Source organism: Streptomyces sp. NPDC001663, assembly GCF_042893105.1.
Classification (GTDB): Bacteria; Actinomycetota; Actinomycetes; order Streptomycetales; family Streptomycetaceae; genus Streptomyces.
In genome coordinates this window covers 148135-164870 of the sequence record NZ_JBIAUR010000015.1, presented here as the reverse complement: position 1 = coordinate 164870, position 16736 = coordinate 148135, and the positions used below count along the sequence as shown (strand labels likewise).

At 71.0% G+C, this 16736-nt stretch carries 17 protein-coding genes; 13 read left to right on the top strand and 4 right to left on the bottom strand.

Translation table 11 applies throughout. From position 1 onward, the window contains the following. The first annotated feature begins 12 nt into the window (after window positions 1–12). Both ACFY1L_RS39820 and ACFY1L_RS39815 read left to right on the top strand, forming a co-directional pair. Entirely contained in the window at window positions 13–1305 is a 1293-nt protein-coding gene (locus tag ACFY1L_RS39820) for a vanadium-dependent haloperoxidase (protein WP_388836012.1), read from the top strand. A gap of 102 nt (window positions 1306–1407) precedes the next feature. Next, window positions 1408–2718, top strand: coding sequence for a vanadium-dependent haloperoxidase (locus tag ACFY1L_RS39815; RefSeq protein WP_388836009.1), 1311 nt, complete (start codon window positions 1408–1410; stop codon window positions 2716–2718). 3 nt (window positions 2719–2721) lie between these two features. Here ACFY1L_RS39815 and ACFY1L_RS39810 read toward each other — a convergent pair whose 3' ends face one another. Beyond that, window positions 2722–3525, bottom strand: coding sequence for a nuclease-related domain-containing protein (locus ACFY1L_RS39810; RefSeq protein ID WP_388836006.1), 804 nt, complete (start codon window positions 3523–3525; stop codon window positions 2722–2724). A 100-nt stretch (window positions 3526–3625) separates the two neighbouring features. Between ACFY1L_RS39810 and ACFY1L_RS39805 the strand changes: the two genes are divergently transcribed. The 7 genes from ACFY1L_RS39805 (at window position 3626) to ACFY1L_RS39775 (ending at window position 10183) form a co-directional block, all read left to right on the top strand. Beyond that, window positions 3626–4132, top strand: coding sequence for a dual specificity protein phosphatase family protein (locus tag ACFY1L_RS39805; RefSeq protein WP_388836003.1), 507 nt, complete (start codon window positions 3626–3628; stop codon window positions 4130–4132). Between the two features lie 69 nt (window positions 4133–4201). Then, window positions 4202–4930: a hypothetical protein gene (locus ACFY1L_RS39800; RefSeq protein WP_388836000.1), complete on the top strand. Its 729-nt coding sequence runs from the start codon at window positions 4202–4204 to the stop codon at window positions 4928–4930. Beyond that, complete coding sequence (locus ACFY1L_RS39795) at window positions 4930–6165, top strand: ATP-binding protein (RefSeq protein ID WP_388835997.1); 1236 nt, start codon at window positions 4930–4932, stop codon at window positions 6163–6165. The genes ACFY1L_RS39800 and ACFY1L_RS39795 overlap by 1 nt, the downstream gene beginning before the upstream one ends. 98 nt (window positions 6166–6263) lie before the next feature. After that, window positions 6264–6722: an SH3 domain-containing protein gene (locus ACFY1L_RS39790; RefSeq protein WP_388835994.1), complete on the top strand. Its 459-nt coding sequence runs from the start codon at window positions 6264–6266 to the stop codon at window positions 6720–6722. 44 nt (window positions 6723–6766) lie between these two features. Continuing rightward, window positions 6767–8128 (top strand): FtsW/RodA/SpoVE family cell cycle protein, encoded by a 1362-nt coding sequence (locus ACFY1L_RS39785; protein WP_388835991.1) that lies wholly within the window; start codon window positions 6767–6769, stop codon window positions 8126–8128. Then, on the top strand, window positions 8125–9600 hold the full coding sequence (locus tag ACFY1L_RS39780) for a penicillin-binding transpeptidase domain-containing protein (protein WP_388835988.1): 1476 nt from the start codon (window positions 8125–8127) through the stop codon (window positions 9598–9600). The genes ACFY1L_RS39785 and ACFY1L_RS39780 overlap by 4 nt, the downstream gene beginning before the upstream one ends. 67 nt (window positions 9601–9667) lie before the next feature. Beyond that, window positions 9668–10183: a DUF3291 domain-containing protein gene (locus tag ACFY1L_RS39775; RefSeq protein ID WP_388835986.1), complete on the top strand. Its 516-nt coding sequence runs from the start codon at window positions 9668–9670 to the stop codon at window positions 10181–10183. Window positions 10184–10202: 19 nt separating this feature from the next. On the opposite strand, the gene ACFY1L_RS39770 is transcribed toward ACFY1L_RS39775, so the two are convergent. Together ACFY1L_RS39770 and ACFY1L_RS39765 are read right to left on the bottom strand one after the other, a co-directional pair. Then, complete coding sequence (locus ACFY1L_RS39770) at window positions 10203–11057, bottom strand: hypothetical protein (protein ID WP_388835983.1); 855 nt, start codon at window positions 11055–11057, stop codon at window positions 10203–10205. Window positions 11058–11121: 64 nt separating this feature from the next. Beyond that, window positions 11122–12231, bottom strand: coding sequence for a ferritin-like domain-containing protein (locus ACFY1L_RS39765; protein ID WP_388835980.1), 1110 nt, complete (start codon window positions 12229–12231; stop codon window positions 11122–11124). Window positions 12232–12357: 126 nt separating this feature from the next. Here ACFY1L_RS39765 and ACFY1L_RS39760 point away from each other — a divergent pair, with 126 nt between their 5' ends. From ACFY1L_RS39760 to ACFY1L_RS39745, 4 genes are all read left to right on the top strand, one after another. Next, on the top strand, window positions 12358–13296 hold the full coding sequence (locus tag ACFY1L_RS39760) for a diiron oxygenase (RefSeq protein WP_388835976.1): 939 nt from the start codon (window positions 12358–12360) through the stop codon (window positions 13294–13296). A 60-nt stretch (window positions 13297–13356) separates the two neighbouring features. After that, on the top strand, window positions 13357–14004 hold the full coding sequence (locus ACFY1L_RS39755) for a TetR/AcrR family transcriptional regulator (RefSeq protein ID WP_388835973.1): 648 nt from the start codon (window positions 13357–13359) through the stop codon (window positions 14002–14004). Between the two features lie 10 nt (window positions 14005–14014). After that, entirely contained in the window at window positions 14015–14326 is a 312-nt protein-coding gene (locus tag ACFY1L_RS39750; protein ID WP_388835970.1) for a hypothetical protein, read from the top strand. 101 nt (window positions 14327–14427) lie between these two features. Continuing rightward, window positions 14428–15501 carry an NlpC/P60 family protein gene (locus tag ACFY1L_RS39745; RefSeq protein WP_388835967.1) on the top strand — a complete coding sequence of 358 codons (1074 nt, stop codon included), beginning with the start codon at window positions 14428–14430 and terminating at the stop codon, window positions 15499–15501. On the opposite strand, the gene ACFY1L_RS39740 is transcribed toward ACFY1L_RS39745, so the two are convergent. After that, window positions 15474–16727, bottom strand: coding sequence for a styrene monooxygenase/indole monooxygenase family protein (locus tag ACFY1L_RS39740; protein ID WP_388835964.1), 1254 nt, complete (start codon window positions 16725–16727; stop codon window positions 15474–15476). The two genes, ACFY1L_RS39745 and ACFY1L_RS39740, sit on opposite strands and share 28 nt — an antisense overlap. Window positions 16728–16736: the final 9 nt, after the last annotated feature.

Below are 16736 nucleotides of genomic sequence, written 5' to 3'. Positions count from 1 at the left end.
TCAAGGAGCAGCATGGCAGTACGACCCCCCTCTCGCGCCCGCCGCACCCTCCTCATCGGCCTGACCGCCCTCGCCCTCACCGCCCTCCCCTGGACCTCCTCCGCGAGCGCCCGGGACACCCCGCCCCGTGCCGCCCCCGGCCCCGGCGTCGTCACCGACTGGAACAAGACCGCCGTCGACGTCATCGCCGGTGACGCCCAGCGCCCGTCCGCCGAGCCCTTCCTCTGGTACGGCTTCGTCCATGCGGCCGTGTACAACGCGGTCGTAGGGATCGAGGGGCGGTACGCCGAGTACAAGTGGGACGTACGGGGACCCCGTCGCGCCTCCTCCGAAGCGGCCGCCGCGGCCGCCGCCCACCGGATTCTGCTCACGTATTTCCCGGCCTCCAAGGCCCGCGTCGACGCCGCCTACGCCGCCTCCCTCGCCAAGATCCCCGACGGGGCCGCCGAGGAGCAGGGCGTCCGGTTCGGGGAGCGGGCCGCCGACCGCGTCATCCGGCTGCGCGAGAACGACGGCCGTGATGCCGAGGTGATCTTCAACCCGGCGCCCGCGCCCGGCGTCTGGCGCCCCGCTCCGCCCGGCTACAGCCCCGCCGTCGACCCGTGGCTCGGCAAGGTGCGGCCCATGACCTTCGACTCGCCGGACAGGTTCATGCCGGGGCCGCCGCCCGCGCTGACCTCGAAGACGTACGCCCGGGATCTGGCCGAGACGAAGGCGGTGGGCGGGAAGAACAGCACGGCACGGACCCCGTACGGCACCGAGACCGCGCTCTTCTTCTCCGACCCGCTGCCCCAGCAGCTCCAGGCCGGCTACCGCGACCACACCACGCGCCACGGACTGGACATCGTCGAGGCCGCCCGGTTCTTCGCGGCCCTCAACGCCGCCGCGGCCGACGCGACGATCACCACGTGGAACGCCAAGTTCACCTACGCCTTCTGGCGGCCGATCCACGCCATCCGGCTCGCCGACACCGACGGCAACCCCGCCACCGAGGCCGACCCGGCCTGGGAGCCGCTGCTGCGGACACCGCCGTACCCCGAATACATCGGCGGGCACTGCACCAACGACGGCGCCGTCATGGCCGTACTGGACGCACTGACCGGTGGCAGCATCGACCTGCGGCTGTACTCGGCCGTCACGGACACCAGCCGCAGGTACACCCGGTCCGCCGACTACAACCGTGACGTGATCAACGCCCGGATCTGGAGCGGGATCCACTTCCGCACCGCCGACGTCGTGGGGAACCGGGTCGGACGGCGCATCGGGCACTGGACGCTCACGCACCACTTCCAGCCCCTGCGGTAGCGCCTTCGCGTTCAGCGGGCTGGCCAATCAGAGGAATCCCCCAGTCCGCCCCCACCCCGGGTGCACCCTGGCTCCAACCAGAACCAGCAAGGGGGGCACCCCGTGACAAAGGATCGGCATGGATCATTAGCACCACCCGTCCGCACCGTCCGCCGCACGCTTGTCGTCGGCCTGACGGTGCTCGCCCTCGGCGCCGTGCCGTGGGCGTCCTCGGCGGTCGCCTCGGCCCCGGCCAAGGCGGCCCCCGGCCCCGGTGTCATCAACGACTGGAGCGAGACCGCCGTGGCCGTCGTGAACGGCGACGCCAAGCGGCCAGGGGCCGAGCAGGCCATCTGGTACGGCTTCATGGGCGCCGCCGTCTACAACGCGGTGGTCGGGATCGAGGGGCGGTACGCCGAGTACAAGTGGCATGCGCGCGGCCCGCGCCACGCCTCCTCGGAAGCGGCCGCCGCTGCCGCCGCCCACCGCATCCTGCTGACGTACTTCCCGGCCTCCCAGGCCCGTGTCGACGCCGCCTACGCCGCCTCGCTCGCCAAGATCCCGGACGGGAAGGCGGAGGACCAGGGCGTCGCCTTCGGGGAGCGGGCGGCCGCGCGGATCGTCCAGCTCCGCGAGAACGACGGGCGCGGCGCCCCGATCACCTTCGACAAGCCGCCCGCGCCCGGCATCTGGCGGCCCACCCCGCCCGCCAACGCGCCCATGGTCGACCCGTGGCTCGCGAAGCTGCGGCCGATGCTGCTCCGGTCGTCCGACCAGTTCCGGCCCGGTCCCCCGCCGAAACTGACCTCGAAGACCTACACCAAGGACTTCAACGAGGTGAAGGCGATGGGCGCGAGGACCGGATCCTCCCGGACCGACGCGCAGACCGACACCGCGCGCTTCTTCAGCGACGTGCTGCCGGTGCAGTTCCAGGCCGCCCTGCGCGGGTACGCCCAGCGGCACGGGCTGGACATCGTCGAGGCCGCCCGGCTGTCCGCCGCCACCTGGACCGCGACCGCCGACGCCCAGATCACCGCCTGGAACACCAAGCTGACCTACGGCCAGTGGCGGCCGATCACCGCCGTCCAGCTGGCCGACACCGACGGCAACCCGGCCACCACGTCGGACCCGTCCTGGCTGCCGCTCATCGACACGCCCGCCTACCCGGACTACATGAGCGGTCACTGCAGCTTCGACGGCGCCGCGGTGGCGGTCCTGTCCCGCCTGACCGGCGGGGACATCGATCTTCGTATCTCGTCGGCCGTTACGGGCACCACGCGTACGTACACCAGTGCGCGCGACTACAACCGGGACGTGATCAACGCCCGGGTCTGGGACGGCATCCACTTCCGGACCAGTGACATCGTGGCCAACCGCGTCGGCACCCATATCGGTGCCTTCACGCTCGACCACTACTTCGAACCGGTCAGGTAGGGCTCACACCCGCGACCACGTCTCCCTGTCCCGTGCCATCGCGTGCAGCGCCTCCACATCGGCCGGCTTGAGCACGCCGCCGAGGCGGGCCAGGTCCGGGAGGTCCGTGTCCTGCAGGACGCGGACCTCGCGGAGGGGCGCCGTGATCGAGACGTCCGCGGGGCCCGCGAGGGCCAGGACCGGGTGGACCTCCGCCGTCAGTGCGTACGACGCCCGGTCGGCGTCGGCGCGGACGCGGCGCAGCAGGGGCTGCGGGTCGCGGCGGCCCAGGGCGACCATGGGGTCGGCGACCGTCACCCGCTGCTTGCGGGCGTGGACGGTGTGCAGGGCGAACAGGCCGCCCGGGCCGATCACCAGGTGGTGGACGCGGTCGCCGCCGGGCAGCGGGATCGAGTGCAGGGCGTGCCAGCCCGCGCCGTCCAGGCGGTCCAGGGCCTCGCCGACCGCCTGTTCCGCCGCCAGGGCCCGCCGGCGCGGGTCCGGTCGCAGACGGTGGGAGGAGGCGGGTTCCCGCTCCAGGGCGACCAGCAGCGCCTCGCCGGGGCGGTTGGGCGCCAGGTCGTCGTCCGGGTGGAGGGAGAGCCGGGCCAGCTCGGCCGGGGTCGGGACCGGCGGCGGGCCGACCGTCACTCGGCCGGTGATGAAGGGGCCGAGGGCCTCCAGCACTCCGTCCCTCTCGTCCTCGCTGAGCAGGTTGACCCTGGCTGCCTCACGGTCGTACCAGGCGACGTTCCGCCCGTCCGTGAAGCACACGTAGAGCCGTTCCTGACCATGCCTCCAGGTAGGTACGACGCGCAGTCCGGTCATGAACCATCACCCCTTGACCATGGGAACAGGCGGGGTGCTCCTGCGGCAAGAACCCGGTTACCTTTGACAGGAGTTGGGAGGGGGACTTGGGGAGGCGTTATTGCGTACCCGCAGGAAGCAACCCGACGTACCGGCTCCGGACGCCCCGTGGAGCGAGGTCGTGCCCGGCCTGTGGATGGGCGGGCACGAGTTCAGGGGCCGCTCCGGACAACTCGAATTCGCTGTCGTACGGGACGAGTTCGATCTCGTGCAGACCCTGTTGAGACTTCCGGGGCACGGGCCCGACCCCGGTGTCGAGCACCATGTGTGGGCGATACCGGACGGGCCGCTGGACGGCACACAGCTCGCGGGCGTCATCCGCCTCGCGCAGGCCGCGAGCGACGCACTGGACGAGGGCCGCAAGGTCCTCGTCCGCTGTTACCACGGGTACAACCGCTCGGGGCTGGTCGTCGCGCACGCCCTGGTCCGGCGGGGGCACTCCACGGAGGACGCGATACGGCTGATACGGTCCCGTCGCTCGCCGTGGGCGCTGCACAACGAGCTGTTCGTCGACTATCTGCGGGCGGGGCTGGCGACGGCCCGGCTGCTGGAGGAGCTGACCGAGTAACGAGGTAATCGTTTCGCCGGACGAATAGGGTGTACCGGGTCACCGATCGTTATGAGCCACAGGAGTCCCGTGCCCCGCACCCGCGCCGCACGCGCAGCGCTCGCCGCCGCCGCTCTCGCCCTGCTGGCGGCGGGCTGCGGCGACGCGGGCGGGCTGCAGGGCGCGGGGTCGACGCCGACCGCGACCAGCCCGGCGAAGCTGTGGCCGAACCTGGCGCCCGCCTCCAGCCCCGCCTGGAACTACGACAACGGCGACGCCGAGGCCATGAAGGGCGTCACGGCCCCGGGCGGCGACATCCGCAAGGTCGAGCCGGTGTCCCTCGTGCGGGCCGAGATGGCCCAGCACCCGGACGACTACTCCGGCTCCAAGGCGCCGTACCGCGAGACGGCCCGCCGGATGGCCTACTGCGGCAAGGAGCCGGCGGACGCGCGGTGCCCGCTGCTCAAGGCGTACTACCGCGACATCACCGGCGACGGGAAGGCCGACCTGACCCTGGGCTTCCGGCTGCTGCCCGGCCATCAGACGGCCGTGCGCGTCTACACCGTGGAGGCCGGCGACCGGGTGGTCCAGGTGATGTCCAACGACGACGCCGTGAGCGGGGTCGAGCTGGCCGGGCGCTCCGTGATCATCCATGCGCCGTCCGACCTCGCGGACTACGAGTACCGCTTCCAGTGGACCTGGGACCCGGACCAGCGCGTCATGCTGCTCACCCACGACGAGATGCTCCGTATCGGCAAGCGCGAGCACTCCTCGAGCCCGTCCCCCACGCCCTCCGCCTCCCCCTCGGCGAGCCCGTGATGAGGCTCGCGCTCCCGCACTGGGCGGGCACGCTCGCCGTGAAGGCGGCGGTGTTCATCACGGTGATGTGCTGCGCGCTCGCCGCGCTGCTCGGCGTGCTCGTGCACGTCTCGGTGACGAACCAGACCGTCGGCCAGGCCCGCGACCTCGCGCTGTCGCGCCTGGACGACGCGACGAAGGCGTACGAGGCCGGGGACACGCTGCTGCCGGGCGCGGGCGTCGACCCACCGGGGCTGCCGTCGGCGCTGCGCGCGCTGGCGGTGGACGGGGACCGCGGCACGATGGTCTCCGACCGGCACGGGCACCCCACGATGTGGGCGGCGGGGCCGGCCGACCGCCACCGGGCGCTGGCAGTCGAGGTCGACTATGCGCAGCAGTCCCGCACCATCGCCGGGCTCGACCGGGCGATCCTGTGGTCCTCGGGGCTGGCGATCACGGCGACGCTGCTGGTGGGCGCGTTCGCGGTGACCCGCGTGACGCGGCGGCTGCACGCCACGGCGACGGTGGCCCGGCGGATCAGCGCGGGTGACCTCGACGCGCGCGTCGGCGATCCCCGCACGAAGGATCCGACGCGCCCCCAGGACGAGGTGGCCGCGGTGGCGGCCGCGCTGGACTCCATGGCGGCTTCGCTGCAGGGCAAGCTGCTGAGCGAGCAGCGGTTCACGGCGGACGTCGCGCACGAGCTGCGCACCCCGCTGACCGGACTGCACGCGGCGGCCGAGCTGCTGCCGCCGGGGCGGCCGACCGAGCTGGTGCGGGACCGGGTGGCGGCGTTGCGCACGCTGACCGAGGACCTGCTGGAGATCTCCCGCCTGGACACCGGGCGGGAGCAGCTGGAGCTGGACACCGAGGAGCTGGGGGCGCTGGCCGAGCGGGTGGTGCGGGCGTCGGGGGCCGACACGGAGGTCGTCGTCCTGCGGGACGCACGGGTCGAGACCGACCGGCGGCGGCTCGAGCGGGTGCTGGGGAACCTCGTCGCCAACGCGCACAAGCACGGGCGGGGGCCGGTGTCCCTGACGGTCGAAGGTGCGGTGGTGACCGTGCGGGATCACGGGGACGGGTACCCGGACTATCTCGTGGAGCACGGGCCGCAGCGGTTCCGTACCGAGGGGGGCGTGAAGGGGCACGGGCTGGGGCTGACCATTGCGGTGGGGCAGGCGGAGGTGTTGGGCGCGCGGCTGGAGTTCACGAACGCGTTGGACGGCGGGGCCGTGGCGACTCTGACGCTCGGTTAGCGGGGCGCTCCTATGGCCCAATGTGACGGGCGCGCCCCGGGGCCGACTCCTAACGTGGCGAATAGTCAGCTTCGCCCGCATTCATGGAGGTACCCCCCATGTCCCTGCGCTCCCTCCTCGGCCGTGTGGCCATAGCCGGCGCCGCCGGTGCTCTGCTCAGTTCCGTCGTTGCCGCTCCTGCCCTCGCGGACGACGGGGACGACGGAGGTGATCCCGGTGTCAGCGTTCAGGACGGCTGGGACCAGGGCGGGGACGGGGATCCGGGCGGGAACGGGGGCCAGGGTGGAGACGGCGACTGGGGGCAGGGCGGCAACAACAACTCGCGCCTGGCCCGCGGGGTCGTCACCGCGAACACGCTGAACCTGCGCAGCGCGCCGAACCGCGGCAGCCAGGTGATCCGGGTGGTCCACCGGGGCCAGCGGGTCTCGATCTTCTGCCAGACCCCCGGGCAGAGCGTGCAGGGCAACAACGTCTGGTACCTCCTCACGGACGGCACCTGGGCGTGGGGTTCGGCCCGCTACATCGACACCATCGGGACTCCCCCGCGCTGGTGCTGAGACCGTGAGATCACAACTCCCGCTATTTGGGTAGGTTTCCGGACATGACGAACGCCGGTACCACTGTGGCACAGGCGGATCCGCCCGCTTCCGCGGTACGCCTGCCCCGGCGCCGTGGCATCGAACTCGCCCTCGTCGTCGTGGCCGTACTGCTCTCCGTGTACGGCTACTGCGCGGTCGGCCTCGCGAAGAACGGCACTCTCCCGCCCGGCGCCGCCGGTTACGGCGCCGGGCTCGGCGTGCTCGCGCTGCTCGCGCATGTCGCGGTGCGGCTGCGGGCCCCGTACGCCGACCCGCTGCTGCTGCCCATCGGCGTCCTGCTCAACGGCCTCGGTCTGGTGCTGATCTACCGGCTCGACCTGGAGACCCCCCACGACCATGCGGCCCCCACCCAACTCGTGTGGTCCACACTGGGCGTGACCCTGTTCACCGTCATCGTCCTGATGCTCCGCGACCACCGTGCGCTGCAGGACTACACATACGTCTGGGTCGTCGCCGCGCTCGCCCTGCTGCTGCTCCCGATCCTCTTCCCGGCCGTGAACGGCGCCCGCATCTGGGTCCGGATCGCCGGATTCTCCATCCAGCCGGGCGAGTTCGCGAAGGTGCTGCTGGCCGTCTCCTTCGCCGCGTACCTGGCGGCCAACCGCAACGCGCTGGCGTACACGGGCCGTCGGATCTGGTTCATGCAGCTGCCCACCGGCCGGGCGCTCGGGCCGATCCTCGCCATCTGGCTGGTGAGTGTCGGTGTTCTGGTCCTGGAGCGCGACCTCGGTACTTCGCTGCTGTTCTTCGGGCTGTTCGTCGTCCTGTTGTACGTCGCCACCGGCCGCACCGGCTGGATCGCGGTCGGGCTGCTGCTGGCGGCCCTCGGTGCGGTGGCCGTCGGCTGGCTGGAGCCGCATGTGCACAGCCGCGTCCAGGACTGGCTGCACCCCTTCGCGTCGATCGAGGCGGGCCAGGGCCCCAACCAGCTGGCCCAGTCCCTGTTCGCCTTCTCGGCGGGCGGCGTCCTCGGCACGGGCCTGGGCCTCGGCCACTCGATCCTCATCGGCTTCGCCGCCAAGTCCGACTTCATCCTCGCGACGGCCGGCGAGGAACTGGGCCTCGCGGGCCTCTCCGCGATCTTCCTCCTCTACGGCCTCCTCGTGCACCGCGGCTACCGCGTCGGCCTCGCGCTGCGCGACCCCTTCGGCCGGCTGCTGGCCGTCGGACTGGCCTCGATCGTGGCGCTGCAGGTCTTCGTGATCGCGGGCGGGGTGACCGGGCTGATCCCGCTGACGGGCATGGCGATGCCGTTCCTCGCGCAGGGCGGCTCGTCGGTCGTCACCAACTGGGCGATCGTGGCGCTGCTGATCAAGGTGAGCGATTCGGCACGCCGTCAGTACGACAGAGAGGCCGCCCCATGACACGGCACATCAAGCACGCCGGCTTCTTCTGCGCCCTCCTCCTCGTCGCGCTCCTCGTCGGCGCCACCCGTATCCAGCTCGTCAACACCCGTTCCTACGACGCCAATCCGGCCAACCGCCGTACCACCATCGCCCGTTACGACCAGCCGCGCGGCGACATCATGGTCGGCGGCGAGAGCGTCACCGGCTCCCGGGACAGCGGCGAGCAGCTCCGCTACGAACGGACGTACCGCGACGGCCCGTTGTACGCCCCCGTCACCGGCTTCGCCTCGCAGGTGTACGGCACCACGCTCCTGGAGCACACCGGGGACACGGTGCTGTCCGGCACGGACCCGATGCTCGCGCCGCTCCCCATCTGGAACGACCTCACGCGCGCCCAGAGCCCGGGCGGCAACATTGTGACGACCCTCGACCCGGCGGCGCAGCAGGCGGCCTACGAGGGGCTGGACGGCCGCAAGGGTGCGGTGGCGGCGATCGAGCCGGCGACCGGGCGGGTGCTGGCGCTGGTGTCGAGTCCCTCGTACGACCCCTCGGCGCTGTCGGGGAACGCCGCGGCGACGGCGCGGTCCTGGGCCCGGCTGAACTCCGATCCGGACAAGCCGATGCTCAACCGGGCGGTGCGGCAGACGTATCCGCCGGGTTCGACGTTCAAGGTGGTCACCGCCGCGGCGGCACTCGACGCGGGTGTCGTCACGGACCTGGACGAGCCGACCCGTTCGCCGGACCCGTACCGGCTGCCGGGCACGACGACCTCGCTGATGAACGAGGGCGAGGGGTGCGAGGACGCCCCGCTGCGGGCCGCCTTCGAGTGGTCCTGCAACACGGTGTTCGCGAAGCTGGGCGTGGACGTGGGCCAGAGGCGCATGTCGGCGACGGCGAAGGGCTTCGGCTTCAACGACGCGGGGCTGCGGATCCCCTTCTCCGTCGCGCCGAGCACCTTCGACACCACGCTCGACCGGGCGCAGCTCGCGCTGTCCTCGATCGGGCAGTACAACACGCGGGCCACACCGCTGCAGATGGCGATGGTCGCGGCGGCCGTGGCCAACGAGGGGCAGCTGCGCTCGCCGTACCTGGTGGAGCGGACGACGACGAAACACGGCACCACGGTGGCCACGGCGGGCTCGCGGCCCGTGCGCCAGGCGATGCGCCCGGAGACCGCCGACCGCGTGAAGGAGCTGATGGAGGACGTCGTGACGGAGGGCACCGGCACCAACGCCGCGATCCCCGGCGCCGTCGTCGGCGGCAAGACCGGCACCGCGCAGCACGGCCTCGGCAACGCAGGGGTGCCGTACGCCTGGTTCGTGTCCTGGGCGCAGCGCGACCGGGACATCGCACCGAAGGTCGCTGTGGCCGTGGTGGTGGAGGACGCGTCGGCGAACCGAGGGGACATCTCCGGCGGCGGGGTGGCGGCGCCGATCGCCCGGGCGGTGATGGAGTCGGTGCTCAACTCATCGCCCGACGACGGTGGTTGAGGGCGCCATGCTCACGTACTGAGACGGGGGCTGGAGCAGCGCATGCTCCCGACCTATCGTTCGGTAGATGACGACCTCCGGAGCAGCAGCCGCCCACGAACTCGCCCAGGTGAACATCGCCCGCCTCAAAGCCCCGCTGGACTCCCCGCAGTTGAAGGACTTCGTCGACAGTCTCGATCCCGTGAACGCCGACGCGGACGCCGCGGACGGTTTCGTCTGGCGGCTGGAGGACGAGTCCGGCAACGCGACGGACGTGGCCGTCTTCGGCGACCAGTGGCTGATCATCAACATGTCGGTGTGGCGGGACACCGACGCCCTGACCGCGTTCATGTACCAGGGCCGCCACCGCGAGATGCTGGCCCGCCGCAGGGAGTGGTTCGAGCGGGTGCAGGAGGCGATGGCGGTGCTGTGGTGGGTGCCGGCGGGACACCGCCCGACGGTCGCGGAGGCGGAGGAGCGACTGCTGCACCTGCGGACGAACGGCCCCACGCCGTACGCCTTCACGCTGCGGACGTCGTTCCCGCCGGGGGCCGAGGAGCCGGTCGCGGCCGCGGTGCCGGAGGACCTGGGCTGCCCGGTCTAGCCCCTCTGCCCGGCGGCCGTCACTTGATCGCCTTCCGGGTCTCGGAGCGGACCTGGAGGGTGGTCTCGGCGGCCGCCGCGAGGTCGACGTCGGACGGGGACTGCGTGATCGTCTCCTCGGTCACCTCGGCGACCACGGCCGCCGTGTTGCCGTCCGCCCAGGCGCAGACCGGGTAGGTCAGCGTCTGGCCGAGCTGCTTCTGGGTGACCACCTCGCAGGTGACCGTGAGACCGGAGCCGCCCGGCCGGAAGTCCTTCGGCTTGACTGCCACCGTCGCGCCGTCGGCCTCGCCGACGCCCTTGAGCATGCTGTCGCGGCCCTGGTCGACGTGCTGGAAGCGGCCGTACATGCCCGAGATCACCAGCTGGCCCTTGGTGCTGTTGCCGTTCAGGCTGTACTGCCCGACCTTGGCCTCGGTGACCTTGGCGTCCCAGGCGCCGTCCATCTCGTCCTCGATCTTCTTGCCCTGGGTGTCGGAGAGGTCCTGGGCGAGCTTGTAGCGGTCGTCCAGCAGCGTCTTGGGCAGGGTCAGCGTGAACTCGGCGTCGGGGAAGCCGCTTTCGACCTTCGCACCGATCACCGCGAGCCCGACGAGGGCCGCCACGACCAGCCCGACGACCCCGCCCACGATGCCGAGCACGAGCCCGACCCGCCGTTTCTTCGGGGGCGGGCCCCAGCCGTAGGGCTGCTGCGGGTAGGGGGCGCCGTACGGCGGCGCGGGCGGCTGCCCGAACGGCTGCTGTCCGTAGGGCTGTTGCTGCCCGTACGGCTGCTGCTGACCGTGGGGACCGGGGGCGTACGGCCCCTGCGGCTGCTGTTGGCCGTAGGGGTTCTGCGGCCCGTAGGGACCCTGGGGCGGTGGAGGCGTGGACACGTCAGCACGTTACTGCATGGGGGTGATCCACCACCCCTCAGTAACCGCCACGGCTCAGTAACCGTCAGCCCTCTGCGGCACCCGCCTCGATCGCCCCCGTCACCTCCGCCACCCGCTCCCGCTCCTCCGCAGCGAAGCGTTCCGCGTCCAACTGCTCGGCGATCTCCTCGTCCTGGGCCATCAGCAGGTCCAGGTTGGAGTCGCCCATCTCGAAGACGCCCATGTCGACGTACGCCTGCTGCAGCCGCTTGCCCCACAGGCCGATGTCCTTGACGCACGGGACGATGCGGGAGAACAGCAACTGCCGGAACAGGGCCAGGAATTCGGACTGCTCGCTGTACTCCTCCGCCTCCGCCGTGGGGATGCCGAAGTTCTCCAGGACCTCCACACCCCGCAGCCGGTCGCGCATCAAGTAGCAGCCCTCGATGACGAATTCCTCGCGCTCGCGCAGCTCGGCGTCGCTGAGCTGCTTGTAGTAGTCGCGCAGGGCCATCCGGCCGAAGGCCACGTGCCGGGCCTCGTCCTGCATGACGTAGGCGAGGATCTGTTTGGGGAGGGGCTTGTCCGTCGTGTCGCGGATCATGCCGAAGGCCGCCAGCGCCAGGCCCTCGATCAGGACCTGCATACCGAGGTAGGGCATGTCCCAGCGGCTGTCGCGGAGGGTGTCGCCCAGCAGGGACTGGAGGTTGTCGTTGATCGGGTAGAGCATCCCGACCTTCTCGTGCAGGAAGCGGCCGTAGATCTCCGCGTGCCGTGCCTCGTCCATCGCCTGGGTCGCCGAGTAGAACTTGGCGTCCAGGTCGGGGACGGACTCGACGATCCGCGCCGCGCAGATCATCGCGCCCTGCTCGCCGTGCAGGAACTGGCTGAACTGCCAGGAGGCGTAGTGCTTGCGCAGCTCGCCCTTGTCCTTGTCCGTCATCTTCGCCCAGTACTTGGTGCCGTACAGGGACATCGACTCGTCGGGGGTGCCGAGGGGGTCGTACGGATCGACCTCGAGATCCCAGTCGATGCGCCGCTGTCCGTCCCACTGCTTGTCCTTGCCCTTCTGGTACAGGGCGAGCAGGCGGTCGCGGCCGTCGTCGTACTCCCAGCTGAAGCGCGCCGCGCCGGTCGCCGGCACCTGCCAGAGAGGGTTTCCCGCGTCCTTGGCGTACAGGTCGTAAGTCGGCATGTCTCGCAGGCTCACACGTGGTAGACGCGGGGTCAACAAGTCGCGCGCGGGGGATTGACGAGCTTGCTGACAGGCAGTCTCATAAGACGTGGAGGATGTGACCCCGGGTAACAAGGTGGGAGAACCATGACGACCCTGACGGAAGCCGACGCGCTGGAGGGTCTGCGCGACGCGCTCGGCCTGCTCAAGGACCGGGAACAGGTGGCCGAACGGCTGCTGGCCTCCTCCGCCAAGCACTCCTTCGACCCGGACAAGGAGCTGGACTGGGACGCGCCCTTCGAGGAGGGCAAGTGGTTCTGGCCGCCGGAGCTGGTGTCGCTGTACGACACCCCGATGTGGAAGCGGATGAGCGAGGAGCAGCGGATTCTGCTCTCCCAGCACGAGTCGGCGGCGCTCGCCTCGCTCGGCATCTGGTTCGAGCTGATCCTCATGCAGCTGCTCGTCCGGCACATCTACGACAAGGCGGCGACGAGCGCCCATGTGCGGTACGCGCTCACCGAGATTGAGGACGAGTGCCGGCACTCCAAGATGTTCGCGCGGCTGATCTCGCGCGGGGACGCGCCGTGGTACCCGGTGGCGCGTGTGCACCAGAACCTGGGGCGGCTGTTCAAGACGATCTCCACGACTCCGGGCTCTTTCACGGCCACGCTGCTCGGTGAGGAGGTCCTGGACTGGATGCAGCGGCTGACGTTCCCGGACGAGCGGGTGCAGCCGCTGATCCGGGGGGTCACGCGGATCCACGTCGTGGAGGAGGCCCGTCATGTGCGGTACGCGCGTGAGGAGCTGCGGCGGCAGATGGTGACGGCTCCGAAGTGGTCGCAGGAGTTCACGCGGGTCACCTCCGGTGAGTTCGCCCGGGTGTTCTCGGTCGCCTTCGTGAACCCCGAGGTGTACACGAATGTGGGGCTGGATCGCCGGGAGGCCGTGGCGCAGGTGAGGGCCAGTGGGCATCGGCGGGAGGTCATGCAGACCGGGGCGAAGCGGTTGACCGACTTTCTGGATGACATTGGGGTGCTGCGGGGGGTCGGGCGGCGACTGTGGCGGTCCTCGGGCCTCTTGGCTTAGGTGCAGGATGGGCGCGACCAGCCACAACGAACCCGCACCCGGCCGACTACCCTGCGAGGCATGACCCCCTCCGCCCCCGCCTACCGTCGTCTGAGTGTCGAAGAGCGTCGCAGCCAACTTCTCGAAGCCGCGCTGAACCTCTTCGCACACCGCGCGCCCGAGGACGTCTCCCTCGACGACGTGGCGGAGGCGGCCGGAGTCTCCCGCCCCCTGGTGTACCGGTACTTCCCGGGCGGCAAGCAGCAGCTCTACGAGGCCGCACTGAGGTCCGCGGCCGACGAGTTGCAGCAGTGCTTCGACGAAGCCCGCGAAGGGCCTCTCCTCCCCCGGCTCGCCCGCGCCCTCGACCGGTATCTGGCCTTCGTCGATCAGCATGACGCCGGGTTCAGCGCGCTGCTCCAGGGCGGCAGCGTGGTCGAGACGTCGCGGACGACCGCCATCGTGGACGGCGTGCGGCGGGCCGCCGCCGAGCACATCCTGAGGCACCTGGAGGTCACCGACCCCGGGCTGCTGCTGCGCATGACCGTGCGGATGTGGATCACCGCGGTCGAGGCGGCCTCCCTGATCTGGCTCGACGAGGACAAGCAGCCGCCGGTCGACGAGCTGCGGGACTGGCTGGTGGAGCAGTTCGTGGCCGTGCTCTCGGTGACCGCGGCCCGGGACCCGCAGACCGCCGCGCTGGTGCAGGCGCTGGCCGAGGATGTCTGAGACTGGTGCCGTGAAGAGCGAAAACACACCCTTCGAGGGCGGGCCCATGGACGGCCGGGTGCTGCCGGTCCTCGTGGGACCCACCGGGCACCCCCCGAAGACGTACCGCATCCCCGTCCCGGACGCCGCCGGCGGCCCGCCCACGGTGTTCGTCTACCGCCGCGTGCCGCGCGGTCACAGCAAGCGGCTGGGTCTGCCGCAGGGGTGGAAGTACGCGTACGACCCCGAGGGCAGGCCCGACAAGCTGAAGTGGCCCTGGTCGAAGCCGGACACCGTTCCAGACGCCACGCCGGGCGGCAAGCCGGACGACACCGACGGGTGACGAGGTTGCGCCGAACCGCACACACGGCGCGTGGCTCGCCGCCCGGGCGTCAACACCTCACGGTGCGGAGCAGAGAGGCTGCCCGCGCCGGAGGTGATGACGTGTCAGGAAGGCTTCTGCGTCTGGTGTGTACGGCGGCGCTCGCGGCCGCCACCGTCCTCGCACCGCTGCCCGTCGCGGCCGTACCCATGCCACCGGACCCCGACGGGATGTCCGTCGCCCGTCGGCTGACGGATCTTCAGCAGCTGTACCGGCAGGCCGAGAAGGCCACCGAGACCTACAACGCCACCGAGGAGAAGCTGAAGAAGCAGCGCGCGGAGGTGGCCCGGCTGGACACCGAACTCGCCCGAGCCCGGCTCTCCCTGCACGACAGCCGCGGTGCGGCCGGCCGCCTGGCCAGGCAGCAGTACCAGAACAGCACCGACATCTCGCCGTACGTACGACTGCTGCTCGCCCGCAATCCCCAGCAGGCGCTCGACGAGGGCCATGTCATCGGGCAGGTGGCGCGGGAGCGCGCCGAGACGATCGGCCGGCTGACCGGGAACGAGAAGAAGGCCGCCGACCTGGCCCGCAGGGCCCGCAAGGCCCTCGACGACCGGCTCACCCTCGCACAGCGCCAGAAGAAGGACCGCGACGACGTACGGGGGCGCCTCGAGGACGTCGAGGAACTCCTCGCCTCCCTCACCCCTAAACAGCTCGCGACAATGGCCGAGTTGGAGAAGAGCGACGTCGACAAGGCACAGAAGCGGCTGATCACCTCGGGCGCGCTGGGCGAGGACAACCGCCCGCCGTCACGGGCGGGCGACCGGGCTCTGCGGTATGCCGTGCAGCAGCTCGGGAAGCCGTACGAATGGGGCGCCGAGGGCCCGAAGTCGTACGACTGCTCGGGCCTGACCTCACAGGCCTGGGACCACGCGGGCACCCCCATCCCCCGCACCAGCGAGGAACAGTGGGCCCACCTGCCGAGAATCCCCCTGAAGAAGCTGCGCCCGGGTGACCTGGTCCTCTACTTCCCCGAGGCCACGCACGTGGCGATGTACCTGGGGGAAGGAATGGTCCTCCAGGCCCCGAGAACGGGAGAAACGATCAAGGTGTCCCCGATCGCGACGTACCCGATCCTCGGAGCCGTGCGTCCGGACGGAGGTCCTCAGGCCCCGGCCACCGACGCCAGGTAGGCCCCGGTCTTCTCCGGCTCGTAGAAGAAGTTCTCGAAGTCGGCCGGGTCGTTGAAGCCGTTGGCGAACCGGTCGGCGACCGGCTGGAGTTGGCCGGCCGCGCCGATCAGGTTGAGGATGTGCTCCGGCGGCGGAGCAAGCATCGCGTTGGTCCACTTGGTGACGTGCTGCGCCGTCTCCCAGTAGCGGTCGAACGTCGCCTGCATCCAGGACTCGTCGAACTCCTTCTCGCCGTTCTCCAGGATCGACGCGAGGTACGACGCCGCGCACTTGGAGGCGGAGTTGGAGCCCTGGCCGGTGATCGGGTCGTTGGCGACGACGACGTCCGCGACGCCGAGGACCAGGCCGCCGCCGGGCAGACGGCCGATGGGGTTGCGGACGGTCGGGGCGTAACGGCCCGCCAGCACACCGCCCGCGTCGGTCAGTTCGACCTTGGTGGCCCGCGCGTACTCCCAGGGCGTGAACCGCTCCATGAGTTCCAGGGTCAGGGAGAGGTGCTCCGCCGGGTCCTTGACGCCGTTGAAGACGTCGAGCGGGCCGCCGGGTATGCCCTCCCAGAAGAGGATGTCCGCACGGCCGGAGGTGGTGAGCGTCGGCATGACGAACAGCTCGCCCACACCCGGGACCAGGTTGCAGCGGACCGCCTCGAAGTCCGGGTGCTCGGGCCGCGGGCCGAGCCCGTGGACGTACGACACCGCGAGGGACCGCTGCGGCTCGCTGTACGGGGAACGCGACGCGTCCCGGCCGAACATGGACACCAGCTCGCCCTTGCCCGCCGAGACGAGCACCAGGTCGTACGTACGGGAGAAGTAGTCGAGGTCGGAGACCGCCGCACCGTGGATGACCAGCTGGCCGCCGCGCTGCGCGAAGGTCTCCATCCAGCCGGCCATCTTCACCCGCTGGTCGACCGACTGCGCGTACCCGTCGAGCTTGCCCACCCAGTCGATCGCACGTGCCGCGGGACCCTCGCTCCAGGAGCCCGGGGCCGCGACGGAGGCGCCGAGTCCTTCGATCTTCGGGGCCTGGGACTCCCAGAAGTTCAGCTGGAGATCGCGCTCGTGCTGCAGTGCCGTGTGGAACATGCACTGCGTCGACATGACGCGGCCGGAGCGGATCTCGTCCGCCGTCCGGTTCGACATCAGGGTGACCTCGTACCCGTGCGACTGGAGTCCGAGGGCTATCTGGAGACCGGACTGGCCGGCTCCGACGACGAGTATCTTCCGCATGCGGGTGTG